The organism is Streptomyces lusitanus, assembly GCF_042647945.1.
GTDB classification, from domain to species: domain Bacteria; phylum Actinomycetota; class Actinomycetes; order Streptomycetales; family Streptomycetaceae; genus Streptomyces; species Streptomyces pseudogriseolus.
Map to the genome: position 1 here is coordinate 352,821 of NZ_JBHRWL010000003.1, position 24,227 is coordinate 377,047.

The 24,227-nt window shown below is 73.2% G+C and carries 20 protein-coding genes; 13 read left to right on the top strand and 7 right to left on the bottom strand.

From position 1 onward, the window contains the following. Positions 1-129 precede the first annotated feature (129 nt). The 3 genes from ACFOSY_RS06060 to ACFOSY_RS06070 all read left to right on the top strand — a co-directional run bounded on the left by ACFOSY_RS06060 (position 130) and on the right by ACFOSY_RS06070 (position 3,489). Complete coding sequence (locus ACFOSY_RS06060; protein WP_394305673.1) at positions 130-1,860, top strand: L-aspartate oxidase; 1,731 nt, start codon at positions 130-132, stop codon at positions 1,858-1,860. A gap of 68 nt (positions 1,861-1,928) precedes the next feature. Continuing rightward, positions 1,929-2,678: an SDR family oxidoreductase gene (locus ACFOSY_RS06065; protein WP_394305674.1), complete on the top strand. Its 750-nt coding sequence runs from the start codon at positions 1,929-1,931 to the stop codon at positions 2,676-2,678. Positions 2,679-2,751: 73 nt separating this feature from the next. Beyond that, the gene (locus tag ACFOSY_RS06070; RefSeq protein WP_394305675.1) at positions 2,752-3,489 is read left to right on the top strand and encodes a hypothetical protein; all 738 of its coding nucleotides are present in this window, start codon (positions 2,752-2,754) and stop codon (positions 3,487-3,489) included. Between the two features lie 90 nt (positions 3,490-3,579). Here ACFOSY_RS06070 and ACFOSY_RS06075 read toward each other — a convergent pair whose 3' ends face one another. Both ACFOSY_RS06075 and ACFOSY_RS06080 read right to left on the bottom strand, forming a co-directional pair. After that, positions 3,580-4,185 (bottom strand): lytic polysaccharide monooxygenase auxiliary activity family 9 protein, encoded by a 606-nt coding sequence (locus tag ACFOSY_RS06075; RefSeq protein WP_394305793.1) that lies wholly within the window; start codon positions 4,183-4,185, stop codon positions 3,580-3,582. 376 nt (positions 4,186-4,561) lie between these two features. Then, the gene (locus tag ACFOSY_RS06080) at positions 4,562-5,296 is read right to left on the bottom strand and encodes an alpha/beta fold hydrolase (protein ID WP_394305676.1); all 735 of its coding nucleotides are present in this window, start codon (positions 5,294-5,296) and stop codon (positions 4,562-4,564) included. A gap of 199 nt (positions 5,297-5,495) precedes the next feature. Here ACFOSY_RS06080 and ACFOSY_RS06085 point away from each other — a divergent pair, with 199 nt between their 5' ends. The 3 genes from ACFOSY_RS06085 to ACFOSY_RS06095 all read left to right on the top strand — a co-directional run bounded on the left by ACFOSY_RS06085 (position 5,496) and on the right by ACFOSY_RS06095 (position 8,441). Beyond that, complete coding sequence (locus ACFOSY_RS06085) at positions 5,496-6,194, top strand: RNA polymerase subunit sigma (RefSeq protein ID WP_394305677.1); 699 nt, start codon at positions 5,496-5,498, stop codon at positions 6,192-6,194. Between the two features lie 125 nt (positions 6,195-6,319). Then, positions 6,320-7,480 (top strand): NAD(P)/FAD-dependent oxidoreductase, encoded by a 1,161-nt coding sequence (locus ACFOSY_RS06090; RefSeq protein WP_394305678.1) that lies wholly within the window; start codon positions 6,320-6,322, stop codon positions 7,478-7,480. A gap of 52 nt (positions 7,481-7,532) precedes the next feature. Next, positions 7,533-8,441 carry an RNA polymerase sigma-70 factor gene (locus ACFOSY_RS06095; RefSeq protein ID WP_394305679.1) on the top strand — a complete coding sequence of 303 codons (909 nt, stop codon included), beginning with the start codon at positions 7,533-7,535 and terminating at the stop codon, positions 8,439-8,441. Positions 8,442-8,532: 91 nt separating this feature from the next. On the opposite strand, the gene ACFOSY_RS06100 is transcribed toward ACFOSY_RS06095, so the two are convergent. Continuing rightward, positions 8,533-10,059, bottom strand: a complete 1,527-nt coding sequence (locus tag ACFOSY_RS06100) for a PTS transporter subunit EIIC (RefSeq protein WP_394305680.1) — start codon at positions 10,057-10,059, stop codon at positions 8,533-8,535. A gap of 39 nt (positions 10,060-10,098) precedes the next feature. Then, positions 10,099-11,049, bottom strand: coding sequence for an N-acetylmuramic acid 6-phosphate etherase (gene murQ / locus ACFOSY_RS06105; RefSeq protein ID WP_394305681.1), 951 nt, complete (start codon positions 11,047-11,049; stop codon positions 10,099-10,101). 271 nt (positions 11,050-11,320) lie between these two features. On the opposite strand from murQ, the gene ACFOSY_RS06110 reads away from it, so the two are divergent. Together ACFOSY_RS06110 and ACFOSY_RS06115 are read left to right on the top strand one after the other, a co-directional pair. After that, positions 11,321-11,815: a nucleotide triphosphate diphosphatase NUDT15 gene (locus tag ACFOSY_RS06110; RefSeq protein ID WP_394305682.1), complete on the top strand. Its 495-nt coding sequence runs from the start codon at positions 11,321-11,323 to the stop codon at positions 11,813-11,815. A gap of 180 nt (positions 11,816-11,995) precedes the next feature. Next, on the top strand, positions 11,996-13,237 hold the full coding sequence (locus tag ACFOSY_RS06115; RefSeq protein ID WP_394305683.1) for a serine hydrolase domain-containing protein: 1,242 nt from the start codon (positions 11,996-11,998) through the stop codon (positions 13,235-13,237). 73 nt (positions 13,238-13,310) lie between these two features. On the opposite strand, the gene ACFOSY_RS06120 is transcribed toward ACFOSY_RS06115, so the two are convergent. From ACFOSY_RS06120 to ACFOSY_RS06130, 3 genes are all read right to left on the bottom strand, one after another. Beyond that, complete coding sequence (locus ACFOSY_RS06120) at positions 13,311-14,027, bottom strand: response regulator (RefSeq protein WP_394305684.1); 717 nt, start codon at positions 14,025-14,027, stop codon at positions 13,311-13,313. Between the two features lie 838 nt (positions 14,028-14,865). Then, positions 14,866-15,870 (bottom strand): helix-turn-helix domain-containing protein, encoded by a 1,005-nt coding sequence (locus ACFOSY_RS06125; RefSeq protein WP_394305685.1) that lies wholly within the window; start codon positions 15,868-15,870, stop codon positions 14,866-14,868. A 104-nt stretch (positions 15,871-15,974) separates the two neighbouring features. After that, complete coding sequence (locus tag ACFOSY_RS06130) at positions 15,975-19,730, bottom strand: S8 family serine peptidase (protein WP_394305686.1); 3,756 nt, start codon at positions 19,728-19,730, stop codon at positions 15,975-15,977. Positions 19,731-20,208: 478 nt separating this feature from the next. Here ACFOSY_RS06130 and ACFOSY_RS06135 point away from each other — a divergent pair, with 478 nt between their 5' ends. From ACFOSY_RS06135 to ACFOSY_RS06155, 5 genes are all read left to right on the top strand, one after another. Further along, positions 20,209-21,420 (top strand): ATP-binding protein, encoded by a 1,212-nt coding sequence (locus ACFOSY_RS06135; RefSeq protein WP_394305687.1) that lies wholly within the window; start codon positions 20,209-20,211, stop codon positions 21,418-21,420. Continuing rightward, the gene (locus ACFOSY_RS06140) at positions 21,417-21,815 is read left to right on the top strand and encodes a roadblock/LC7 domain-containing protein (RefSeq protein WP_006131095.1); all 399 of its coding nucleotides are present in this window, start codon (positions 21,417-21,419) and stop codon (positions 21,813-21,815) included. Before ACFOSY_RS06135 ends, ACFOSY_RS06140 begins: the two co-directional genes overlap by 4 nt. After that, positions 21,815-22,189 carry a DUF742 domain-containing protein gene (locus tag ACFOSY_RS06145; protein ID WP_006131096.1) on the top strand — a complete coding sequence of 125 codons (375 nt, stop codon included), beginning with the start codon at positions 21,815-21,817 and terminating at the stop codon, positions 22,187-22,189. The genes ACFOSY_RS06140 and ACFOSY_RS06145 overlap by 1 nt, the downstream gene beginning before the upstream one ends. After that, positions 22,164-22,766 (top strand): GTP-binding protein, encoded by a 603-nt coding sequence (locus tag ACFOSY_RS06150; protein ID WP_225653936.1) that lies wholly within the window; start codon positions 22,164-22,166, stop codon positions 22,764-22,766. Before ACFOSY_RS06145 ends, ACFOSY_RS06150 begins: the two co-directional genes overlap by 26 nt. A gap of 92 nt (positions 22,767-22,858) precedes the next feature. After that, a complete protein-coding gene (locus tag ACFOSY_RS06155) occupies positions 22,859-24,208 on the top strand; it encodes a cytochrome P450 (protein WP_394305688.1) in 1,350 nt (449 codons plus the stop codon). The last annotated feature ends 19 nt before the right edge of the window (positions 24,209-24,227 follow it).

A 24,227-nucleotide genomic window follows, 5' to 3' on the forward strand; every position in this document is an offset into this window, starting at 1 on the left:
CCGGTCCGCCGGGTCGCCCGCCCCGCGCACGGGGCGCATGCTGGGAGATGCCTGTGTGGCGTCGAGGTGTCACAGGCCGGGCGGGCGTCCGGTCGTAGTCGGTGAGACATCTCGACGATCGGAGCAATCGTGGCTGCCACCGAACAACGTCTATCCACCACGGTGCTGGTCATCGGCACCGGCGGGGCCGGCCTCAGGGCGTCCGTCGAACTGGCCGAGGCCGGGGTCGACGTCCTCGCCGTGGGCAAGCGCCCCAAGGACGACGCGCACACCTCCCTCGCCGCCGGCGGCATCAACGCGGCCCTGGCCACGATGGACCCCGAGGACAGCTGGCAGCAGCACGCGGCGGACACGCTCAAGGAGAGCTACCTGCTGGGCGACCCGCGCACCACGGAGATCGTCACCCGGGGCGCCGCCCGCGGCATCGACGACCTGGAGCGCTACGGCATGGCCTTCGCGCGGGAGGAGGACGGCCGTATCTCGCAGCGGTTCTTCGGGGCGCACAAGTTCCGCCGCACCGCCTTCGCCGGCGACTACACGGGCCTGGAGATCCAGCGCACCCTCGTCCGGCGCGCGGAGCAGCTGCGGATACCGGTGCTGGAGGGCGTGTACATCACGCGGATCCTCACCCATGAGGGCGCGGTGTTCGGGGCGTACGGCTTCGATCTGAAGGACGGCACGCGCTACCTGGTGCACGCGGACGCGGTGATCCTGGCGGCCGGCGGGCACACCCGGATCTGGCGGCGCACGTCGTCGCGGCGGGACGAGAACACGGGGGACTCCTTCCGGCTCGCCGTGGAGGCCGGGGCGCGGCTGCGCGACCCGGAGCTGGTGCAGTTCCATCCGTCCGGGATCATCGAGCCGGAGAACGCGGCCGGCACCCTGGTCAGCGAGGCCGCGCGCGGCGAGGGCGGCATCCTGCGCAACGCGCTCGGCGAGCGGTACATGAGCCGCTACGACCCCGAGCGCATGGAGCTGTCCACCCGCGACCGGGTCGCCCTGGCCTCCTACACGGAGATCAAGGAGGGCCGCGGCACCGAGAAGGGCGGGGTGTGGCTGGACGTCTCCCACCTGCCCCGGCAGACGATCATGAACCGGCTCCCCCGGGTCTACCAGACCCTGCTGGACCTCCAGATGCTGGACATCACCCGCGACCCGATCGAGGTCGCGCCCACGGCGCACTACTCGATGGGCGGTGTGTGGGTGCGTCCCGAGGACCACAGCACCGACGTGCGGGGCCTGTACGCGATCGGCGAGGCGTCCAGCGGCCTGCACGGCGCCAACCGGCTCGGCGGCAACAGCCTCATCGAACTGCTGGTGTACGGCCGGATCACCGGCCGGGCGGCCGCCGCGTACTCCGAGTCGCTGACCGCGCAGCCGCGTTCGGCCGCCGCGGTCGCCGAGGCGCGGGCGGAGGTGGACGAACTCCTCGCGGCGGACGGCCCGGAGAACGTCCGCGCCCTCCAGCGCGCCGTCCGCAACACGATGACGGAACACGCGGGCGTGGTACGCGACGAGGAGGGGCTGCGCACCGGGCTGGCCGAACTCACCGCGATCGAGAAGCGGATGGACGACGTCGGGGTCCACCCGGACATCGCCGGCTTCCAGGATCTCGCCCACGCCTTCGACCTGAAGGCGGCGGTGCTGTCCGCGCGGGCCACGCTCGAGGCGGCGCTGGAGCGGCGGGAGACCCGCGGCTGTCACAACCGCAGCGACTACCCGGACATGGATGAGGAACTGCGCGTCAACCTCGTGTGGTCGCCGGCGACCGGCGTCACCCGGGAGAGCATCCCGCCGGTCCCCGAGGAGATCGCCTCCCTGATGGAGGAGGTGCCGACGGACGGCAAGTTGCAGGAGTGAGCGCAGACGCGGGCACAGACGCACGCACACCCACTTCATCCATCCACCGTGTGAAGGGAAACCCAGTCATGAAGGTCGTAGTGATCGGCGGCACCGGGCTCATCGGCTCGAAGGTCGTCACCCAGCTCCGGGCCGAGGGCCACGAGGCGGTGCCGGCCGCGCCCAACACCGGGGTCAACACCCTGACCGGTGAGGGCCTGGCCGAGGTCCTGGACGGCGCGTCGGTCGTCGTCGACGTGTCGAACTCGCCCTCGTTCGCGGACGACGCCGTCATGGAGTTCTTCCGCACGTCGACCACCAACCTCCTCAAGGCGGAGGCGGACGCCGGGGTGGCCCATCACGTCGCCCTGTCCGTGGTCGGGACGGACCGGCTCCAGGAGAGCGGATACTTCCGCGCCAAGCAGGTGCAGGAGGACCTGATCAGGGACTCCGGCATGCCGTACACCATCGTGCACGCCACGCAGTTCTTCGAGTTCATGAAGGGACTCGCGGACCTGTCGACGGTCGACGGCACGGTGCGGGTGCCTCCGGCGAAGTTCCAGCCGATGGCCTCGGACGACGTGGCCGCGGCGGTGAGCCGCGCGGCGGTGGCCTCCCCGCTCGGCGGCATCGTCGAGATCGGCGGCCCCGAGGCGCTGCCCCTGGAGGAGCCCATCCGTACGGCGCTGTCCGCCGCGGGCGACCCGCGTGAGGTCGTGACGGACCCCGAGGCGAGCTACTCGGGCGCCCCGGTGGAGGAGTCCACCCTCCTCCCGGGCCCGGACGCCCAGCTCGCGACGACGCGCTACACGGACTGGCTGGCCGCCCAGCAGCAGTGACCCGCCCGCGCCGTGCCGGTGGCCCCTGCCTGCGGGCGGGGGCCACAGGCGTGCGCCGTGTTATGAACGGGCGATGCATCTGCAGACCGAGAAGACCGGTGCGCGCGAGTGGGACGAGGCGCACCTCAAGGAACTCTTCAGCGAGGGGTTCCCGGAGTTCATCACCGCCGACCGGCTGGTGAAGCAGTACATCGGCAGGGTCCGCGAGTTCTTCGCGGACCTGGACCTCATGCTGGTGGACGAGGCCGGCGTGCCGGTGGCGTCGGGGTGGGGTGTGCCGATCCGCTGGGACGGCCGCCCCGAGTCCCTGCCCTCGGGCTACACCGAGGCGCTCGTCCGCGCCGTGGAGGGCCATGAGCGGGGCGTCGCCCCGGACACCCTGGTGATCTGCGGGGCGATCGTCACTCCGTCGCTGAAGGGGCGGGGGCTTGCCGGGGAAACGCTCAAGGCGCTGCGTACGGTGGCGGAGGAGGCGGGCCGGGAGCGGGTGGTCGCCCCGGTCCGGCCGACGGTGAAGGCCCGGTACCCGCTGACCCCGATCGAGACCTACATGCGCTGGACCCGTGAGGACGGCTCGGCTCTCGACCCGTGGATCCGTACGCATCAACGCCTGGGCGCCAGGCTGGTGTCGGCGGCGCCGGCGTCCCAGGTCATGACCGGCACGGTCGCGGAGTGGGAGCGCTGGACGGGCCTGGCCTTCCCGGAGACGGGCGGCTACGTGATCCCCGAGGGCCTCGCCCTCCTGCACGTCGACCGGGAGGCGGACGAGGGCGTGTACCGGGAGCCCAACGTCTGGATGCGGCACCGCTGAGGGCGGTCACGGCCGGTGCGTGCGGCCGCGCGGGGCAGCGGCCCGGGCCGGTGAGGGGGCACCGGGCCGGGCCGCGCCGTACGGCCTCGGTCAGCCGAAGTCCACGTCGCTGCACATCAGGTAGGCCTGGTCGAGGTGCGACGCCTGCCAGATGGTGAAGACGACATGGTGTCCGGAGTAGCCGGAGGTCTGCACCGGGAAGGTGATGTCGTTCGCCGGGGCGAAGCGGCCGGTCTGGGTGATGAAGTCCAGGTCGTCCCAGCCGAGGGCCTCGGTCTTCGGGTCGAAGCCCTGCTTGCTCACGTACACCTTGAAGTAGTCCGCACCGTGCGACGCCTGGTCGTACAGGTGGACGGTGAAGTTGTCACCGACGGGCGTCGTCGTCCACGGACCCGGGTTGTTGAGGCTCTCGAAGTTCGGGTGGTTGTTGCTGCAGAGCTTGCCGTTCGGGATGCGCGCCTCGAACTGGCCGCCGAGGCCGTCCTGGAGCATGCTCATCCAGTTCCACATGGTGTTGGGGTTGGCCTGGTAGGCCTGCCAGCACATGGGGTCCTCGTCCGCCATGGCGGGGTTCATGTGGTCACTGCCCCACTCCTCCCAGCAGTGGTACGCGCGGGAGGCGGGACCGACGACGGAACCGTGCGCCTGGGCGGTGCCCGAGAACGACAGCGCGCCGGCCACCAGGGCGAACAGCATCAGGAACGCCTGGAAGAGACGGCGCCGGGCCGGCCGGGAAGTACCGGCGGATAAACGCGAGTTGTGCATGGGGGGATGACTCCAATCCTGTGGGTGAAACGTGATGGGAGCGCTCCCAAGGTAGAAGGTGGGCATGCAGGTTTCGTGGAGCGAACGAAACGGTTTCGGGGAGACGTTCGGCTCGCTTCCGCCCGGCACCACGGCCGGCATGAGGGGACGCGCCCTGGTGGACCGCACAGTTCCTGTTCACGCGGCCACTGGCGGCACGGTACGCCCGTCGTCGCGTCGTCGAAATGTTTCGACTCGGCGGCGCCCGGCACGACAAGCGGTGCCGCCGGCCCGGGTGGACCGACGGCACCATACCCACAGTGGTCCGCTACCGCGTCACGGAAGCCGCCGCCTCCAGCACGACGCTCGTGACCTCCTGGGGATGCGAGACGCTCACCGCGTGCGATGCCTGGACCTCCCGCGCCTGCGCGCCGGCGCGCTCCGCCATGTGACGCTGCGCGGCCGCCGGGATGTTGAGGTCCTCCGTGGCGACCACGGCCCAGGACGGCAGCGTCCGCCACCCCGGCTCCGGGGCCGGCTCCTGAAGTGCCGCGCCGGTCACCGGACGCTGGGTGACGGCCATCAGCTGGGCCACGCCCTCCGGCACGTCCGCCGCGAACTGGTGCGGGAACTTCGCCTGGTCGATGGTGAACTCCACCCCCGGCGAACCGTCCGGCAGCGTGATCGGCACCGGGTGCAGCGCCTCGCCGAGGCTGCTGCCCGGGAACCGCGCCGCCAGGTCGAGCGCGCTCTCGCCCTTGTCCGGGACGAACGCGGCGACGTACACCAGCGCCCGCACGTTGTCCGCGCCCACCGCCGCGGCGGTGACGACCGCGCCGCCGTAGGAGTGGCCGACGAGGACGACCGGTCCCTCGATGCCGGCGAGGACCTCGCGGAGGTACGCCGCGTCGCTGCTCAGTCCGCGCAGCGGGTTCGCGGCGGCCACCACGGGGTGGCCCTCGCGCCGCAGTTCGCGTGCCACGTCGTTCCAACTGGTCGAGTCGGCGAAGGCGCCGTGGACGAGAACCACGGTGGGCTTGGGGGCGCGGGAACGGTGGAACATGGCTGGGCCTTTCCGTCGGAAGGCGGTGCCGCCGGGGGTGGCGGTACGTCGTCGCCTTTCGCCTCCATGACCGGGCCGCGGACCCAGGCGTGACAAAACAGGGCGAACGGACCGCGTGTCACAGATGGCCCGGCTGTTCGGTCTCTCTGCTCCAGCGGTGTGCCGCCGCCGGGTGGCCGTGTGCGAGGGAGGTGAGGGTGTGGACCGCGTCGACGACGGCTCCCCGCTCGCGGACCTGCTCGACGAGCGGCGGCATCTGGTCACCCTCGCCCACCGCGTCCTCGGCAGCCTCCGCGACGCGGAGAGCGCCGTGGACGAGTGCTACCGGCGCTGGTACGCGCTGTCCGACCGTGAGCGGGAGCGCATCGCCGTGCCGCGGTCCTGGCTGGCCGGCAGCGTCGGCGGAATCTGTCTCGCCCGGCTGGCGCTGCCGGGCCCGGGCGAGGACGCGGGCGCCGAGGACGTCGTCCCCACCGTCCCGGACGTGATCGTCGCCGCCCCGCCCCTCGCGCCGGAGCCCACGACCCTCCGCCGGCACGACGCCGTGGTGCACGCCGTGCGCCGTGCCTGCGTGACGGCGGACGAGGACATGCTCCTCTCCCTGCTGGCGCCCGACGCCTCCGCCTTCTTCGACGGCGGCGGGAAGATCCGCACGCTCGTCGCGCCCGTGCACGGCCGCGACCGGGTCGCCCGCAGTGTGCTGCGTCTGCTCGACCGCCCCCCGCACACCACCACCCTCGCCGCCCACTCCGTCAACGGGCGCACCGGCCTCGTCGTCCGCCACGACCGGCGCGTGGTCGCCGTCCTGAGCCTGGAGGTCGCCGGCGCGGAGGTCGTACGGATGTGGGTCGTCGTCAACCCCGACAAACTCCGCTCCTGGAACACCGGGCGCCCGTGACGGCGTCCAGGCACCAGGGCTGGAGGCCGCGGCGGGCATTTTCCGGCCGCACGGACGGCAGGTGTTACGCCGGGCTCCCCGCCGGTGTCTCCATGCCGCAGTCCGGTTCCACGAAGGGAGACATCATGAGCGAGAACACCGAGGTCGTCGTCCTGGGCGGCGGCTACGGCGGCGTCAAGGCCGCCAACCGGCTGGCGCGCCGGGCGGGCGTGTCGGTGACGCTGGTCAACCCGCGGCCCGACTTCGTCGAGCGCATCCGCCTGCACCAGCTGGTGACCGGCTCCGACGACGCGGTCGAAGGCTTCGGGGAGGTGCTGGGCGCGAACGTCCGTCTGGTGGTCGACACCGCCACGCTGATCGCGACCGCGGAGCGCACGGTGTCCCTGGCCGGCGGCGGCACCCTCGCCTACGACTACCTGGTCTACGCGGTGGGCAGCGGCGCCTCCGACCCCGATGTGCCCGGGGCCGCCGAGTTCGCGCACGCGGTGGCGGACCTCGACGGGGCGCGACGGCTGCGGTCGGCGCTGGCCGAGGCGCCCGTCACGGCACCGGTGACGGTGGTCGGGGCAGGCCTGACCGGCCTGGAGACGGCCTCGGAGCTGGCGGAGACGGGACGCCACGTCACCCTGGTCTGCGGCGGGGTGCTCGGCCCGTCCCTGCACGCCCGGGTCCGCCGTCCGGTCGCCCGCCGGCTCGCCGCGCTGGGCGTGACCGTCCTCGAAGGGGCCGGGACGCGGGTGACGGAGGTGACGCGCGACGCCGTACGGCTCGCGGACGGCCGGGACGTGCCCAGCGCGGTGACCGTCTGGACCGCGGGGTTCCGCGTCCCGGACCTGGCCGCGCGCAGCGGGCTGAGCACCGACTCCTACGGCCGTCTGGTCACGGACGCGACGCTGACCAGCGTGGACGACGCCCGTGTCGTCGCCGCGGGGGACGCGGGGGTGATCACGGACCGGCCGGTCCGGATGAGCTGCCAGGCTGCCGTGCAGCTGGGCACGAAGGCCGCCGACACGGTGCTGAGCCGGATCGCGGGCAAGCCCGCGGCGCCCGCGCGGCTGCTGTTCGCCGGACAGTGCCTGAGCCTCGGCCGGCAGGAGGGCCTCACCCAGTTCTCGTCCCTGGACGACCGGGTGAACGCGCTGCGCCTCAGCGGCCGGCCCGCCGCCGGCGTCAAGGAGTTCGTCTGCCGCTCCACCCTCCGTCAGCTGGTGTCCGGGGCGCGCAAGGCCAGTTCCCGTCCGGTCAGGAGCGACGGCCGCGACCCGCGCCCGAACATCCCCGCCTGAACCACCGCGGCCTCCGTCGCGGGGCCGGCCACGAGAGAGCGACACACACGACATGAACGACCACGTCACCAAGCCCGCGACCGACCCCGCGACCGAGGCCTTCCTCACCCACCGGAACCTGCTGTTCACCGTCGCCTACGAGATGCTCGGCTCCGCCGCGGACGCCGAGGACGTCCTTCAGGAGACCTGGCTGCGGTGGACCGAGGTCGACCTGGCGCAGGTGCGGGACCGGCGCGCCTACCTGGTGCGGGTCACCACCCGCCAGGCCCTCAACCGGCTCCGCACCCTGAAGCGCCGCAAGGAGACCTACGTCGGCCCCTGGCTTCCCGAGCCCCTGCTCACCGCCCCGGACGTGGCGGAGGACGCCGAACTCGCCGAGAGTCTGTCCCTCGCGCTCCTGCACATCCTGGAGACCCTGTCCCCCACCGAACGCGCCGTGTTCGTCCTGCACGAGGTGTTCGACTTCGACTTCGACTCGATCGCCGCCGCCCTCGGCAAGACCCCCGCCGCGGCACGCCAGACGGCCTACCGGGCGCGCAGGCACGTCGACGCCCGCCGCCCCCGCACGCCGGTGTCCGCGGAGGAGACCCGGGCCGCGCTCGACTCGTTCCGGTCCGCGCTGGTCACGGGCGACCTCCAGGCGCTGCTCGACGTGCTCGCCCCCGACGTCGTCTTCGTCAGCGACGGCGGCGGCCTGAAGCTGGCGGCCCTGCGGCCGGTCGTCGGCGCGGGCAAGGTGCTGCGCTACATGGCCGGCAGTCTCGGCAAGGCGGGCGGCGTCCTCACCGGCGAGGCCACCACGGTCAACGGCAACCCGGCTCTGGTCCTGCGCCTGGACGGCGAGATCGACGGTGTGCTGGCCGCCCGGGTGGAGGACGGCCAGGTGACGCGGCTGTACTACGTCCGCAACCCCGAGAAGCTCACCCGGGTCGAGTCCGTGACCTTCCTCGCCTCCCGGTGAGCGGCGCAGGGCCGGCCCCGGGAAGGGGCCGGCCCTGCGCCGTCCGGACGGCCGGTGTCCGGCCGGACTTCTGTGTGTCCGGAGCCGGACGTCAGACCTTCTCCGCGACGCGCTCATCCGCCGCCACCGGGGCCGAAGACGCCGGCGCCGGCTCGTCGGGGGCCGCGTTCAGCTCCGCGAGCATCGTCTTCGTGAAGCCGAACCAGTACGTCGCCACGAAGCCCGCCACGTAGCCGACGATCAGGCCGGCCGCGTAGATCGCGATCGTCTGCGCCAGGCCGTGGTTGCCGTCGAGCAGGGGGAACAGCGCCCAGCCGGAGGGGCCGATCGCCGTGGAGCCCACGTCCGTGCCCAGCTGGTTGAACAGGCCGACGAACGCGCCGCCGAAGGCGCCGCCCGCGCACGCGGTGACGAACGGGCGGCCCAGCGGCAGGGAGACGCCGTAGATCAGCGGCTCGCCGACGCCGAGGAAGCCCGGCCACAGCGCCGACTTGATCGTCGTGCGGATCGAGGTGTTGCGCGGCAGCCGCAGGTAGATCGCGAGGGCCGCGCCGACCTGGCCCGCTCCGGCCATGGCGAGGATCGGCAGCAGCACGGTGAAGCCCGCGCCCTCGATCAGCGTCGTGTGGATGGGGATGAGCGCCTGGTGCAGGCCCAGCATCACCAGCGGCAGGAACAGACCGCCGAGGAGGAACCCGGCGCCCGCGCCGCCGTGGGCGAGCAGCCAGTCGGCGGCGTCGCCGATCCAGGTGGACACCTCACCGGCCAGGAACATCAGCCCGAACAGGGTCGCGAGGCCCGAGACCAGCACGGTGACGGTGGGCGTGACCAGCACGTCGACGGACTCCGGGACCCAGCGGCGGCACCGCTTCTCGACGTACACGCCGAGGCAGGCCGCGGCGAGCGCGCCGAGCACGCCGCCCTGGCCCGGTGAGAGGTGCTGGCCGAACGCCTCGACGTCCGCCACCTTCGCGTACACGATGATCGACGCGACGGCGCCGCCGAGGATCGGGGTGCCGCCGAACTCCTTGGCCGTGTTGTAGCCGACGAAGACGGCGATCAGCGCCATGAAGCCGGAGGCGATGGCGGCCAGGGCCGGGGTGACGGCGGGCAGCCACTGAAGGTTGACGAGCAGGCCGTTGAGGCCGGCGATGATGCCGCAGCCGATGAGCGCGGGGATGAGCGGCACGAAGATGTTCGCGATGCGCCGCAGGAACAGCTTGAACGGGGTGGCGTTCTTCGCCTTCCGCTCCGCCCTGAGCGCCGCCCCCTGGGCCGCCAGCTCCTCGGCGGTCACCGGGTCGGACCCGCCGGCCGGGGCGGCGGGAGCGGCGGGCTCCTCCGGGGCGCCGGCGCGCTCGGCACCGACCAGGGCCTCGAACTCCGGGGTGACCCGGGAGACGGTGCCCGGTCCCAGCACGATCTGGTAGGTGTCGTCCTCGACGACCCCCATGACCGCGGGCAGTGCCTTGAGTACCTCCTCCTGGACGAGGGACCGGTCGCGCAGCCCGAGCCGGAGCCGGGTCATGCAATGGGCCACCGACGTCACGTTCGCCGCGCCCCCGACCAGGGGGAGGATGGCGGCAGCAGTGGCGCGATGCTTGTTCTCTTCGCTCATGGTGCGGTCATGCCTTGCTGTGAGGTGGGGCAGGCCGCGTCAGGCGGCTGCGGCTTCCAGGGCCTTGCGCAGGTGCCCGTGGGCATCCTGGAGCAGGCGGGCGGCGGTCGGGGCGTCCACGGACGCCAGGAGGGTGAGGACGGCGTTCTTGACCTCGCCGTCGTTGTCGGCGAGGGCGGTCTCGACGGACTCGTCGCGCGCGCCGGTGGCGAGGGAGACGATCCGGTGGGCGCGCGCCTTGAGCTTCTCGTTGGAGGCGCGGAGGTCGACCATCAGGTTCCCGTAGGTCTTCCCCAGCTTGATCATGGTGATCGTCGAGATCATGTTGAGCACGAGCTTCTGCGCCGTGCCCGCCTTGAGCCGGGTGGAACCGGTCAGCGTCTCTGGTCCGACGACCACCTCGATGCCGTGGTCGGCGGCCGCCGCGAGCGCGCTGTCCTCGTTGCAGGACAGGCCGACGGTGAGGGCGCCGAGGGCGCGGGCGTGCCGTACGGCGGCGACGGCGTACGGGGTGCGGCCCGAGGCGGAGATGCCGACGACCACGTCGTCCGCGGTGAGGGCCAGGGCGTCGAGGTCCGCGCGGGCGGCGTCCTCGCGGTCCTCGGCTCCCTCCACGGCGCTGACCACGGCCGTGGGACCGCCCGCGATGAGGCCGACGACCTGCGCGGGGTCGGTGTTGAAGGTGGGCGGGCACTCGGAGGCGTCGAGGATGCCGAGCCGGCCGGCCGTGCCGGCGCCGACGTGGACCAGCCGGCCGCCGCGGGCCATGCGCGCGGTGACGCCGTCGATCGCGGCGGCGATCTCCGGCAGCCGGGCGGCGACGGCCGTGGTGACGGTGGCGTCCTCCGCGTTCATGAAGCGGGCGATGTCGAGGGTGGGCAGGCGGTCGATGTCCGCCAGCTCCGGGCGGTACGCCTCCGTGGTCATGGTGGCCAGTTGCTCACGCAACCGGCCGCTCTCCACGGCGTCTGCGGCGGGCACGAGGGTCACACTCCCGGTGTCGAAATTTACTTTCGGTGGATCACTTGAGCCTGAAAGATATTTTCAGCCATCGCGTGCGTCAAGAGTCGTCGTGCAAAGGTCCGATCACGACGTCGGCGGCGGCCGGCACGCCTCGCGGGCGTCTTGTGCGGAACAGTCCGTTCCACCACTGTCGCCGCCGCGCCACCCGCACTCGCACGCCTCGGCCCGGTGACGTGCGTCACCCCGCGCCGGGGCGGGCCCGTGACCATGCAGAGCCGTGACCGTGTAGAAGGGACCGGTGAACACCACCGGACACCACGCCGCCGAGCGCCCCGAGCGCGCTCGCCCCACACCGCACAGCCTGACGGGGGTCGGCGTCGCCGTCCTCGACGACACCGGCCGCGTCCTGCTCGGACTCGGCCACGACGGCCGCTGGGAGCTGCCGGGCGGCAAGGTGGACCCGGGTGAGAGCTTCGAGACGGCGGCGGCGCGGGAGCTGGCCGAGGAGACCGGGCTGTCGGTGCCGGCCACGGCGGTACGGGTGCTGGCGGTGGTGGTGGACGGTCTGCGCGGACCGACCCGGGTGACGGCCGCCGCGGTCGCCGAGGGGGCGACGGGCACGCCCGTGGTGACGGAACCGGACAAGATCGCGCGCTGGGAGTGGTTCGCGCGCGACGCGGTGCCGACCGCGCTGTTCGGTCCGTCGGCGTCGGTGCTGGACCACGTGTGGCCGGAGGCGGTGCCCCGCGGGTCGGCGGAGGCGCACCACTACCCGGTCCGCACGGGCGGGTGAGGCAACACCGTTTCCGCCACGCCGTGTTCGAGGGACGGGCCGTGGGGCGCTGCTGCACTACGATGCAGACGTTGCCGCCCCGGCCTCACGTGACACGGTCAACTTCCTTGCGCTGCAGGGGCGTTGAGGCGATGTCGGCCGCAGGCGCCTGTCCCTTCCCCACACTCAGGAAAGAAGCGGATGCGGATCAAAGACGTGAGCGTCGCGCTCGTCGGTTCCACCCTGGTCGTCGTGCTGGCGGCGTCCCCCGCCCTCGCCGGCACCACCACGCCCGCCCTCGCCGGCACCACCACGCCCGCCCTGCCGGCGCCCGACGTCGCCGCCGTGGCCGCGGTGCACCGTACGGCGCTGTCGCAGGGCGCGCCCGGCGCGCTGACCCGGATCGACGAGGGGCCGCGGAGCTACCGCGTCGCCACCGGTGAGGCCGACACCGCCGCCCACACGCCGATGGACACCGGGCGGCGGTTCCGCGTGGGCAGCGTCAGCAAGACCTTCACCTCGGTGGTGCTGCTCCAGCTCGTCGCCGAGGGCAAGGTCGACCTCGACGCGCCGGCCAACCGCTACCTGCCCGAGCCGCTGCCCGACGAGCGGATCACGGTCCGTCATCTGCTCAGCCACCGCAGCGGGTTGTACGACTACACCAACGACATGTTCTACAACACCGTGCCCGGCTTCGAGGCGGTACGGAACAAGGTGTTCAGCTACCAGGAGCTCATCGACCTGTCGACGGCGCGGCCGCTGAACAACACGCCGGGCGCCGCGTACAGCTACTCCAACACCAACTTCGTCGCGCTGGGCGCCATCGTCGAGCACGTGACGGGCACGCCGGTCGCCACGCACTACCAGGAGCGCATCTTCACGCCCCTGCGGCTGAAGCACACCTCGTACGTCCACCCGCGGACGACCATCTCCGGTTCGTACGCGCGCGGTTACCTCCGGCAGGACGACACCACGCTGCCGCTGGTGGACTCCACCGAGCAGACCGTCTCCTGGGCCCAGTCCGCGGGCGCGGTCATCTCCAACGCCAAGGATCTCAACCGGTTCTTCTCCGCGCTGCTCTCCGGGAAGCTGCTGCCCGAGGAGCAGCTGCGGGAGATGACCACCATGGTCCCGGTGACCGCCGACGGCAAGCAGTCGTACGGTCTGGGGCTGCGCGGGCGGACGCTGTCCTGCGGCACCACGGTGTACGGGCACACGGGCACCGTGCAGGGTTACTACACGTACGCCTTCACCACGAGCGACGGCCGCCGCAGCATGGCGTCGCTGGCGAACACCTCCAACAACGGCACGGTGAACACCACGCTCGGCGCCACGCTCGACGCGTCCTTCTGCGGCACCGACCCGGCGGCCGCGGTGCGGCGGGCCGCCGCCTCCACGGAGCGCTTCACCGAGGACATCGCGCCGCAGATCGCCCGCGACTGACCGGTCGCCGCGGGTCCCCGGCCGGGCGCCGTCCGGCCGGGGACCCGCGGCGCTTCGCGACGGGCGGCGCCTGTCAGCGGCCGTCGCGATCGTGACGCAGCCGGTCCCGGGCCTCGGTGGCGATCACCGCGGCCTGGATACGGCGCTCCACGCCGAGCTTGGCGAGCAGGCGGGAGATGTGGTTCTTCACGGTCTTCTCCGCGAGGTAGAGCCGCCGGCCGATCTGGCGGTTGGTGAGCCCCTCGCCGATCAGCTCGAGGATCTCCCGCTCCCGCTCGGTGAGGCCGGGCAGGACGTCCTCCTCCTGTTCCTTCCGGGGGCCGCCGCGCAGGCGCTCCATCAGCTTGGCGGTGGCGCTCGGGTCGAGCAGCGACTGGCCGCGCGCGACCGTGCGGACGGCCTCGACGAGGTCGGAGCCGCGGATCTGCTTGAGCACGTAGCCGGACGCGCCCGCCATGATCGAGTCCAGCAGGGCCTCCTCGTCGTCGAACGAGGTGAGCATCAGACACGCGAGGTCCGGCATCCGGGAGCGCAGTTCCCGGCAGACGGTCACGCCGTCACCGTCCGGCAGCCGCACGTCCAGGACCGCGACGCGCGGGCGCAGGGCGGGGACGCGTACCAGGGCCTGCTCGACGGTGGCGGCCTCGCCGACCACCGAGATGTCCGGCTCGTCGTTCAGCAGGTCGTGCACCCCGCGCCGGACCACCTCGTGGTCGTCCAGGAGGAAGACCCGGATCGGGTCACCGGGACCTGGGCCGAGGCCGGGGCCGGGCTGCGCGCCGTCCGCCATCGCTTGCTCCTTGCTGTGCGCGTGGGTGTTCCACCAGGATCCTCACCGGTCCGGGGCCGGTCGGCCAGGGCCGTTCGGCCCTCATCGGACCAGGGGCGGCCGACCGGTTCACGGCCCGCCTTCGCACGCGGCGGCGGGTTGCGGTGGCACTCCGGCCCCCTTCCCAGCCAGCCTCACTCCAGCCGGCGGCTGGGGCAACCGGCTCCCCCGGACGAACGGTGACCGCGGCGCGAGCCCGCTCCGGCGCGGCAGCATCTACGTCAGCGGACGGCCGACGCCCCGGCCTGGCCTGGGCGCGTGTCGCGCACGGCGGCAGTCCCGGGGCACACGGGCCACGCACGCCGGTTGCCTGGGCACGCGGGCGGCCTACGCCGGTCTCCCGGCGGGACGACCGGCTCCCTCCGGCACTCGGCTGCCGCAGGCGCCGGCCCTGGCGGGCGCCCACGGCCGGTCCGGTCGGGCGGCCGCGCCCTCGCACGCGGGCGGCGCACACGCGCATTCCCTCGGGCGGCCCGGCGGTGCGACCGGGCTCACTCCGCGGTCGACCGCAACCGCACCAGCCCACGCAGGCCCTCCGGCCGCCCAGCGCAGTCGGCGCTGCCAACGCCACCCGGCCGCGCCCGGGCACCCGGGCCGCGCACGCCCGCGAGCCCAGGCCTTCGGCCACCGGGAACGGCTCACCTCCCCGTCAGCCGCAACCGCGACCCCGCCCGGTCGGTGCCGCCGTCACCACCCGGGCACCCGAGTCCGCCCGGGCTGCGCGCGCCGCTCCCCGCGACGCGCGGGGGCGCCCCCATCCCCCGTACCGGGCGGCCGGCCGCACCGCGCACCCCCCGCCTCACAGCCACCCCCTCCGCGCCGCCTGCCAGGCGAGCTGCATGCGGGTCGTCGCGCCCGCCAGTTCCATCAGGCGTTGGATGCGGCGCTGCACCGTGCGGCGGCTGAGGCCCATCTGGGTGGCCACGGCCTTGTCCGCCACGCCCGCGATCAGGAGGGCGAGGATGCGGCGGTCGGTGGGGCCGAGGGGGTCGGGCGGGCCGGCCGCGTCCGTGCCGGCGACCGTGCCCGTGTCGTCGACGTCGAGCGGGACGGCGTCCTCCCAGTACCGCTCGAAGAGGGCGACCAGCGCCGCCAGCAGGTTGCTGTCGCGCACCAGCGCGGAGGTGGGTTCCTCGGGGCTGCCGTCGGGGCCGCCCGGCACCAGCGGGCAGATGGCGATGGCGCGGTCCGCGACCGCGAGGCGCAGCGGCAGATGCGGCACGGCGCGGGCCGTCTCGCCCGCCCTGACGCCCTCGACAACGTTATCCACGGCGCCCTCGTCGTCGAAGAACGCCTTCTCGTACAGCACCCGGTAGCGCACGCCCCGGGCCAGCGCGTCGTACTCGGCGCGGTTGCTGCCGGACGGCATGGCCACGTACTGCGCCTTGCAGAACCACAGCATCTCGTCCCGGGCGCCGTCCTGGATCTGGCGCAGGTGCTGACGCAGCGCCTCCGCGCCGGTGATGACCTCGATGAGCTGGCCGAGGTCCTGGCGGCGCACGGTCTCGCGGTAGGACTCCAGCAGGGCGGTCGCCTCGGCGCGGGCCAGGTCGAGCGCGTCGGCGCGGCGCTTGAGGCGGGGCAGCAGGGCCACGTCGGGCGGGGTGGGGCGGTAGTGGCGGGGCAGTCCGTCACTCTGGCTGACCAGGTTCTTCGCGGCCAGCGCGTCCAGCACGTGCCGGGCGTGCTCGGGTTCGAGCCCGGACCGGTCGGCGACCTCGCGGGCGGTGGCCCGGCCCAGCGTCACCAGCAGGCGGTAGACGGTCTCCTCGGTGCCGGTGACCCCGGCGGCCTCCAACGTCACGGCGCCCTCCCCGCACGACGGTATTCAAACGCCTGAACGGTTGAATACCGTACAACAGCCGGCGGGGGAACGGGCGGCCGTGCCCCGTTCCCCCGCCGTCCCGCTCAGCCGCGGTGCCCGTACGCCCGGGTCACGGTCTGGCGGACCGAGGCGCCGGACGCGTCCCGCGCGGTGACGCGCAGGGTCACGTAGGCGTCGCCGCGGACCTGGGCCGGCCGGGTGACGGCGGCCGTGAAGGTGTTGCCCTTCCCGGCGCGCACCGGCGCCCGCTCGAAGTGCCGGCCGTCGTCGTAGGAGACCTCGACCGTGGTGCGCACCCCGCGCGGCGCGGCGAGCCCGTCCTGGTGGCGGACGGTCAGCCGCAGGGTGTGGGTGCGGCCGGGTCCGACGGTGTTGCGCAGGTCGGCCGGTACGGCGTGGTCGACCTGGAGCAGCGGCAGCCGGGCCTGTCCCGCGACCGTCCCGCTCGGGAAGGTCCAGGTGGTGTCGGTCGCCGTGGCGTACGTCCACTCCGCCGAGTCGCGGGTGGTGCGCAGCCGGAGCCGGTACTCGGCGTCGCCGCCCGGCACCTCGACGTCACGCCACGCGTCGGCGAGGTCGGCCAGTTTCCGGCCGTCGCGGTAGAGCTGCGCCTCGGCCGTCTCGGGCGCCGCCGTCCGTACGCCGATGCCCGTGTCGCCGCCAAGGGTGAGCCGGGACCAGTGGCCGGCGGCCGAGTCGGTGAACTCGGGGATCCTGAGCCGCAGCACGTCGCCGTCGCGGACGCTGGCGGGCACGCCCTCGCGCGGGACGGCGGGCCGGACCAGGGCGCCCTGCCACCGCTCGGTGACCCGCTCACCGGCGCGGTAGGTGCGGGGCGTGTCATGGAGCCCGGTGTTCAGCGGCGCGTCGACGTCGCGGACCGTCCGGTGGCTCACGACGTGATCCCACTCGGTGGTGCCGGAGGTGACGTACTCGGTGCGGGCGAAGGCGGTGGGCACGTGGCGGGTGTACTGGAGCCAGGTGAACTCCTGGTACGGACGGCGGGCGAACCGCTGCTCGGCGGCCCACTCCACGCCGCCGTTGTCGGCGTACTCGGACCGCACCACGGCGCTGTTGCGCTCCGACACGGTGTGCACCACGCGGTCGGGGATGCGTCCCGCGCTGATCTGCATGACGTCGTACAGGTAGGGGCTGCGGGCGGTGCCGCCGAAGGCGACCGTGGTGGTGCGCCGCGCGACGCGGCTGAGCAGTTCGGCGCCCTCGTCGGAGCCGACGCGCACGACGGGCACCTTCCAGCGCTCCCCGTGGGGTGTCCAGCGGGTCCAGCCGCTGGGGCCGAAGTGGACGACCAGCACCGCGCGGACGCCTGCCTGGGCGGCACGCTCGGCGAGCTGCGGCCCGGCGACGCCCTGTTCGTCCGTGACGACGGCGAGCCGTCCGCGTGCCCCGCGGAAGTCGGGGGCGTCCGCGCTGCCCGCGTTCACGGCACGCAGCCGCTCGCCCCGCTGGTCGAACAGCGGCGACTCGGGCATGTAGTAGGCGTCGAGCTCGCCGCCGCCGACCACGCCGGCCTCGAGCAGCGGGGCGACCAGCTGCCAGCGGGACGCGAACTCGAACTCACCGTCGGTGACCTGGGGGGTGGGGCTGACGTAGAGCGCCTTGGCGCTGTCGAAGTACATGGTGCCGTCGATCCAGGCGTGCCCGTCGATCCGACGGTACGTCTGGTAGTGCAGGATGCCGCTCTGTTCGGCGGGCTTCGGGGTGCGGATCTCGACCTTGACCGTCCTGCGCGGGTCGACCACGACGGTGGTGTCGCCGGTGACCTTGATCTCGGGCAGGACGACCTGGCGCAGCACCTCACCGCCGTCGGCCGTCCGTTCGGGGCCGCCGGAGGTGATCTGGTAGGTGCCCTCCTCGACCTCGGCGACGGCGTTGTCCCGGTCGGTGTAGCCGACGAAGCCCTCGGCGCCCCAGATCATCGGCAGGCTGTGCACGCGGTTGCCGTCGTTGTCGTAGGAGACGACCGTGAGGCGGTGCACGGGGCCGCGGACGACCAGGCTGAGTGTGGTGTGCACGGTCACCGAGCCGTCGGCGGCGGTGGCCGTGACGTGGCCGTAGTAGGCGCCCCGCTGCGCGCGGGCCGGGTCGACGGTGAGCGGCAGGTCCGCGGTGCGGCCGGCCGGGACGGTGACGGTGCGCGCGGCCGGGGTCACCACCCCGTCCGCGATCTCCCGGCCGCCGGTGGTGGCCAGCGCGGTACGCACGTCGAGGGTGACGTCCCGGTCGGAGACGTTGGTGTAGCGGACGGTGTACGTGCGGGTGCCGGTGTCGTCGGCGCCGTACGTGCCGAGGGCGAGGCCGGCGGTGGCGAGGACCGGGGTGCGGCTCGCGGCGGCGACGTCGACGCGGCCGCCGCCCTGTTCGGTGACCCGCTGCCCCTGGATCAGGCGCGCGGTGCTGGTCAGGGCGTCCTTGAGGCGGCTCGCGGTCCAGTCGGGGTGCTGCCGGGCGAGCAGCGCGGCGGCGCCCGCCACGTGCGGCGCCGCCATCGAGGTGCCGGAGGCGGCCACGTACGCGGCGTCGACGACCTGGCCCATCGTGGTGCCGGCGGCGCGGGCGGCCACGATGTCCACGCCGGGCGCGGTCACGTCGGGCTTGACGGCGTCGTCGCCGGGCCGGGGGCCGCGGCCGGAGAAGTCCGCCAGGGAGTCGTCGCGGTCCACCGCGCCGACCGTGAGGGCGGCGTCCGCGGCGGCGGGGGATCCGATCGTGCCCTGGCCCGGGCCCGCGTTGCCCGCGGCGACGACGAACAACGCGCCGGAGGCGGCGGAGAGTTCGTTGAGCGTGCGGCTCATCGGGTCGGTGCCGTCGCTGGGCGCGTCCGAGCCGAGCGACATGTTGATCACGTCGGCGCCGCGCGCGACGGCCCACTCCATGCCGTCGATGACCTGGGACTCGGTGCCGAAGCCGTCGTCGCCGAGGACCTTGCCGACCAGCAGGTCCACGCCGGGCGCCACGCCCTTGCGGGCGCCGCCGGAGGCAGCGCCGGAGCCGCCGACGATCGAGGCGACGTGGGTGCCGTGCCCGAAGGCGTCGCCGGTGCCGGAGCTGCCGGAGAAGTCCTGTGCCTCGCTGATGCGTCCGGCCAGGTCGGGGTGGGAGGCGTCGGCGCCGGTGTCCAGCACGGCGACCTTCACGTCCTCGCCCCGGTTGCCGCTCTTCCAGACCTCCGGGGCGCCGATCTGGGCGGTGCTGCGGTCCAGTGCGGCGCGCACCCGGCCGTCCAGCCAGACGCGCGGCACGGAGGCGGCGCGGGCGGCGGGGGCGTCGGCGGGGGCGAGGCGCTTCCAGAACGTGCCGAGGTCGGCGGCGGGGACGCGGACGGCGTCCGCGTCGATGGTCTCCAGGCGGCGCACCGGCGTGCCCTCGGCGGCCAGGCCGGTGAGGCGGCGCAGCGAGGCGTCCGGGACGCCCGCGCCGTCGGCGACGATCAGCGGCAGCGTGCCGGTGTGCGCCTCGTCGTAGCCCTGGGCGATCAGCGCGGTCACGTCGAACAGGCCGCGGTCCAGGCGTCCGGCGGTGACGAGGCCGGCCGCGTCGGACGGCAGGACGGTGAGGTGGCCGTCCTCCTCGACGGTGCGGAAGAGCAGGTGCCGCCGGCCCTCCCCCGGTGTCACCGACGCGGTGCGGCGGCCGGTCACGTCCGTGCGGACGGTGACCCGGTCGCCGGTGACCAGCCGTACGGTGGCGGCGGCCTCCGCCGCCGGTGCGGCGGCCCGCGCCAAAGGGGTGGTGGTCCCGGCCGGGTCGGCCGCGACCGGTGTCACGGCGCCGGCGGACAGGGTCAGCCCTGCCGCGACGGCGGCCGCGATACGCATCCGTTGTCTCACTCCTGTGCCCTTCGTCGTACGCGGCGTGCGACACGTCGCGTCCATCTGCTGTTCACCCGGCCCGCGGTGCCGTCGGTGCTGCACAGGTTCGGTCGCCGGCGCGGGCCGTGTCACCGTTTCGCCGTGGCACAGGTGGGACATGTCGCAACGGCGACACCGTGGCCGGCGGTGTCCGGGGGATGCCCGAAAGGCCCCTGTCACCTGCCCGTGTGAACGTCTCGTAAGGGGTTGTCAAGTGCCACCGGCACCAGGCGTGTTGGGCCCCCGGGGCTGATACGATCAACGAACTTTCAGCAGGCTGGCGACGCGTCATGAACGCGTACGGGGGACAGTCTCTAAGGCCCCGTCGCTGAGGAGTTGAGGCTTTGTCCCGCCGTGGGTCCGTGCTGCTCGACGGCCCGGACCGGTTATCCGTGTGCGCGGGCACTCTCGTACTTCCGACGCGATGCGACTTGAAGAGAGTCTCATGACGTCATTGATCAAGGATCCACTGCTGTGGATCCTGCTGGTGGTGCTCGCCGCTGCGGTCCTCGCAGTGCTGCGGGCCCGGAGAACCAATCTGGCGCTCCGAAGAACGAGGAAGGATCTGGAGGCGGGCCTTGGCCAGGCCCAGGGACGGATCGGGCAACTGGAAGCCCACATAGGCACGCTGGACACCCAGCACCGCGGTGAGCTGGCCGATGTGCGGGCGGACGCCGAGTCGGCCACCAAGGCCGTGCTCAAGTCCGCGATGGGCACCCTCCAGTCGCTCGCCGAGGAGCAGCAACTGCTGCTGGACCAACTGCTGAAGAAGTACGGCAACGACAGCGAGGTACTGGCCGATCTGATGTCGGTGGACCACACCGGCAGCCAGTTCAGCCGCCGGGCCAAGGGCATCTCGGTGCTGTGCGGCGGCTGGCTGGGCCGCCGCGACGGCGCGGCGACCGTCTACGACGTCGCCCGCAGCGCGCAGGGCCGCATCAAGGACTTCAACCGGGTGAGCATCCACGCCCAGGTGAGTGTCGCCGTGGCCGGCAAGGCGGTCGAGCCGGTGGCCGTGGTGCTGGCGGAGCTGCTGGACAACGCCACGACCTACAGCGCGCCGGGCACCCCCGTGGAGGTCAACATCCAGGCCGTGCCGTCGGGTGTGTGCTTCATCGTGGACGACGCCGGTCTGGGCATGGACCAGGAGACCAAGGACCGGGCCGCGGCCCTGCTGTCCGCCGAGGGCGCGGTCGACATCACCGGTCTCGGCGACCCGCCCCGGTTCGGCTTCGCGGTGTGCGGCATGCTCGCCAACCGCTACGGCTTCCACGTCTCCGTCGGCTCGGTGTCCCCGTACGGCGGTGTGCGCGCGGTGATCCGGGTGCCGGAGACCCTGCTGACGGCCGACGTGGTCGCGCCCGCCGAGCCGGAGCGGCAGCCCGCCGAGGAGGGGCAGGAGGACGCTCCGCAGCGCCTGGCACCGGTGCCCGTGGGCCCGTCGCGCGTGGTGGGCACGACGTCCGGCGGGCTGCCCAAGCGGCGGCGCCGTCAGGGCCCCATCGCCGTGGTGCCGCCCCCGCCGGACCCGGCCACCGTCGACGAGGAGACCTCGGAGTCGTCCGGCGAGGTCACCGCGTCGCGCCTGGGGGCGTTCGCACGCGGCACCCACCTCGGACGGACCACGAACACCACGGAAGGACCTGACCACCAGTGAAGACCGACCTGTCGTGGGTGCTGAACGACGTGCTCGAGGTGCGCGGCGCCCGCCACGCCGTCCTCGTCTCGGGCGACGGCCTGCTGCTCCAGCGTTCGGACGACATCTCGCGTGACGACGCGGAGACCAACGCGGCCGCGATGAGCTCCATGCAGTCGCTGAGCCGGGCGGTCGCCGGGTTCGTCGGCGCGGGGCACGGCATCTGGAAGCAGACGCTGCTGGAGTACGACGGCGGCTGGATCTTCCTGATCGCGGCCGGACAGGGCTCCTACCTGGCGGTCTCGGCGGCGGTGGACGTCGACATGGAGGCGGTGTCGTTCCGCATGCAGAAGACGGTGACGGCGCTGAACAAGGCCATGAGCGTGGCTCCCCGCTCCGACAACGGTGTCGGCTGATGACGGGTCCCGCCGAGGAATCACCCGTCACCAGTGACTTCGTCCGCTCCTACGTCATCACCGGCGGCCGGAGCCTGCCGTCCTCGGACGAACTGGCGCTGCACACCCTCGTCACGCTGGCCCCCGAGCGGACGCTGCCGCTCGGGGCCGGCCCCGAGGTGAGGGCGATCTGGGAGCTGTGCTCGGGTGGCTACCTGTCGGTCGCCGAGGTGGCCGGCCACCTCGGCCTGCCGGTCGGGGTGGCCCGGCTGCTGCTCACCGATTTATCGGAACAGGGGCATCTGCTCCGCCGGGCCGAGCCGCCCCGGGCCCAGAACGTTGACAGAGCGACCCTCGAGAAGGTTCTGCATGGACTCCAATCCCTCATCGGCTGAGACGGCCCAGAAGTCCATCTACGTCTCCAGCGCGGTGACCAACGCCGCAAAGATCCTCGTCGTCGGGCACTTCGCCGTGGGCAAGACGACCTTCATCGGCTCGCTGTCGGAGATCACGCCGCTGCGTACCGAGGAGAAGATGACCCAGGCGTCGGCGCACGTCGACGACCTCAGGGGCGTCACCGGGAAGACCACCACCACGGTCGCCCTGGACTTCGGCCGTCTCACCCTCAGCGACGACCTGGTGCTGTACCTCTTCGGCACACCGGGACAGCAGCGGTTCATGCAGCTGTGGGAGGACATGGCGCGCGGGGCGCTCGGGGCACTGCTGCTGGTCGACCCGGCACGGCTGGAGGAGACCTTCCCGGTCATCGACCTCATCGAGGGGTACGGCCTGGAGTACGCCATCGCCGTCAACTGCTTCGACACCGCCCCCATGTACGAGGAGGCGGAGGTGCGTGAGGCGCTCGACCTGCTGCCGGACACCCCGGTCGTCCACTGCGACGCCCGGGACCAGCAGTCGTCCGCGAAGGCGCTGATCGCGCTGGTGCGGCACCTGCTCGACCGCACGTCCTGACCCCCTCGCGTCCGCCCGGTCCGGGGGCCGGGGCCTCGGCCTTCCGGCCCCCGGCTCCGGTCCCCGGCTCACGGTTCACTAAGGAAGACTTCATGGAAGCTCACTCCCCGTCCGCGTCGGGTGCGGGCAGATGCCCGATGCACGACGCCCGTTTCGCCACCGATCCGCACGAGGTCTACGACCGGCTGCGGGAGCACGCCCCGGCCGGTCCGGTCGAGCTGGCCCCCGGTGTGGACGCCACGCTGGTCGTCGGGCACGAGATGGCGCTGCGGGTGCTCCAGAACACGGAGCTGTTCGCCCGTGACGCCCGCCGCTGGAAGGACCTGAACGAGGGCCGTATCGCCCTGGACAGCCCGGTGCTGCCGATGATGGCGTACCGGCCGAGCTGTCTGTTCACCGACGGCGCGGTGCACCTGCGGCTGCGCAAGGCCGTGGTGGACAGTCTGGCGCGGCTCAGCACCACGCGGATCCGGCGTGACGTCGAGCCGATCGCCGACTACCTGATCGACCGGTTCAGCGAGCTGGGCCGGGCCGACCTGCTGGGCGACTACGCCAAGCTGCTGCCGCTGCTGCTGTTCAACAAGATGTTCGGCTGCCCGGCGGACATCGGCGACACCGTCACCGCCTCCATGTCGGCGATCTTCGACGGCAAGGACGCGATGCGGGCCAACGAGGAACTGACCGTGGCCCTGATGGAGTTGATCGCGCTCAAGCGCCGCCGGCCCGAGGACGACGTCACCTCCTGGCTGATCCAGCACCCCGCCGGGCTGACCGACGAGGAACTCAAGGACCAGCTGGTGCTGTTGATGGGCGCCGGCATCGAGCCGGAGCGCAACCTCATCGGCAGTTCGCTGATGCTGCTGCTGTCCGGGTCGGGTGCCCGGGACAGCGGCATGCTGATCGAGGAGGCGATGGACCACGTGCTGTGGAACCAGACGCCGATCGCCAACTACGCCACGCACTACCCGGTGCGGGACGTGGACCTGGGCGGCCATGTGGCCCCAGCCGACACCCCGGTCGTCATCTCCTTCGCGGGCGCCAACGCCGACCCGGCGCTGGAGGAGGCCCGCCGCGCGCACAGCAAGGGCGCCCATCTGGCCTGGGGCGCGGGCCCGCACGCCTGCCCCGCGAAGGACCCCGCGCAGGTCATCGCGACCACCGCGGTCGAGCGGCTGCTCAACGCCCTGCCGGACCTGACGCTCGCCGTGCCGGAGAAGGAGCTCGAGTGGCGTCCCGGGCCGTTCCACCGGGCGCTGGTGGCGCTGCCCGTGACGTTCAGCCCCACGCCGGCCACCCGCGCGGCCACGGCGCTGCGCGAGCGGGCCGCCGCGATGCCCGAGGCGGAGCGGCCGGCGGCCGTCGCGTCGGCCCAGCCGGCCCGTCAGGCACCTTCGCGCAGGAAGGGGTTCTGGAGCAGCTTCCTGGACGTCTTCCGCGTGTGACGGAACCGGGATCGACGGA

What these genes read in the sequence shown, in the direction of transcription:
- ACFOSY_RS06065 (WP_394305674.1), top strand. Translation starts at nt 1,929, where the DNA reads ATGAAGGTCGTAGTGATCGGCGGCACCGGGCTCATCGGCTCGAAGGTC.
- ACFOSY_RS06070 (WP_394305675.1), top strand. Translation starts at nt 2,752, where the DNA reads ATGCATCTGCAGACCGAGAAGACCGGTGCGCGCGAGTGGGACGAGGCG.
- ACFOSY_RS06075 (WP_394305793.1), bottom strand. Translation starts at nt 4,185, where the DNA reads ATGCTGTTCGCCCTGGTGGCCGGCGCGCTGTCGTTCTCGGGCACCGCC.
- ACFOSY_RS06080 (WP_394305676.1), bottom strand. Translation starts at nt 5,296, where the DNA reads ATGTTCCACCGTTCCCGCGCCCCCAAGCCCACCGTGGTTCTCGTCCAC.
- ACFOSY_RS06090 (WP_394305678.1), top strand. Translation starts at nt 6,320, where the DNA reads ATGAGCGAGAACACCGAGGTCGTCGTCCTGGGCGGCGGCTACGGCGGC.
- ACFOSY_RS06095 (WP_394305679.1), top strand. Translation starts at nt 7,533, where the DNA reads ATGAACGACCACGTCACCAAGCCCGCGACCGACCCCGCGACCGAGGCC.
- ACFOSY_RS06100 (WP_394305680.1), bottom strand. Translation starts at nt 10,059, where the DNA reads ATGAGCGAAGAGAACAAGCATCGCGCCACTGCTGCCGCCATCCTCCCC.
- ACFOSY_RS06115 (WP_394305683.1), top strand. Translation starts at nt 11,996, where the DNA reads ATGCGGATCAAAGACGTGAGCGTCGCGCTCGTCGGTTCCACCCTGGTC.
- ACFOSY_RS06120 (WP_394305684.1), bottom strand. Translation starts at nt 14,027, where the DNA reads ATGGCGGACGGCGCGCAGCCCGGCCCCGGCCTCGGCCCAGGTCCCGGT.
- ACFOSY_RS06130 (WP_394305686.1), bottom strand. Translation starts at nt 19,730, where the DNA reads ATGCGTATCGCGGCCGCCGTCGCGGCAGGGCTGACCCTGTCCGCCGGC.
- ACFOSY_RS06135 (WP_394305687.1), top strand. Translation starts at nt 20,209, where the DNA reads ATGACGTCATTGATCAAGGATCCACTGCTGTGGATCCTGCTGGTGGTG.
- ACFOSY_RS06145 (WP_006131096.1), top strand. Translation starts at nt 21,815, where the DNA reads ATGACGGGTCCCGCCGAGGAATCACCCGTCACCAGTGACTTCGTCCGC.
- ACFOSY_RS06150 (WP_225653936.1), top strand. Translation starts at nt 22,164, where the DNA reads ATGGACTCCAATCCCTCATCGGCTGAGACGGCCCAGAAGTCCATCTAC.
- ACFOSY_RS06155 (WP_394305688.1), top strand. Translation starts at nt 22,859, where the DNA reads ATGGAAGCTCACTCCCCGTCCGCGTCGGGTGCGGGCAGATGCCCGATG.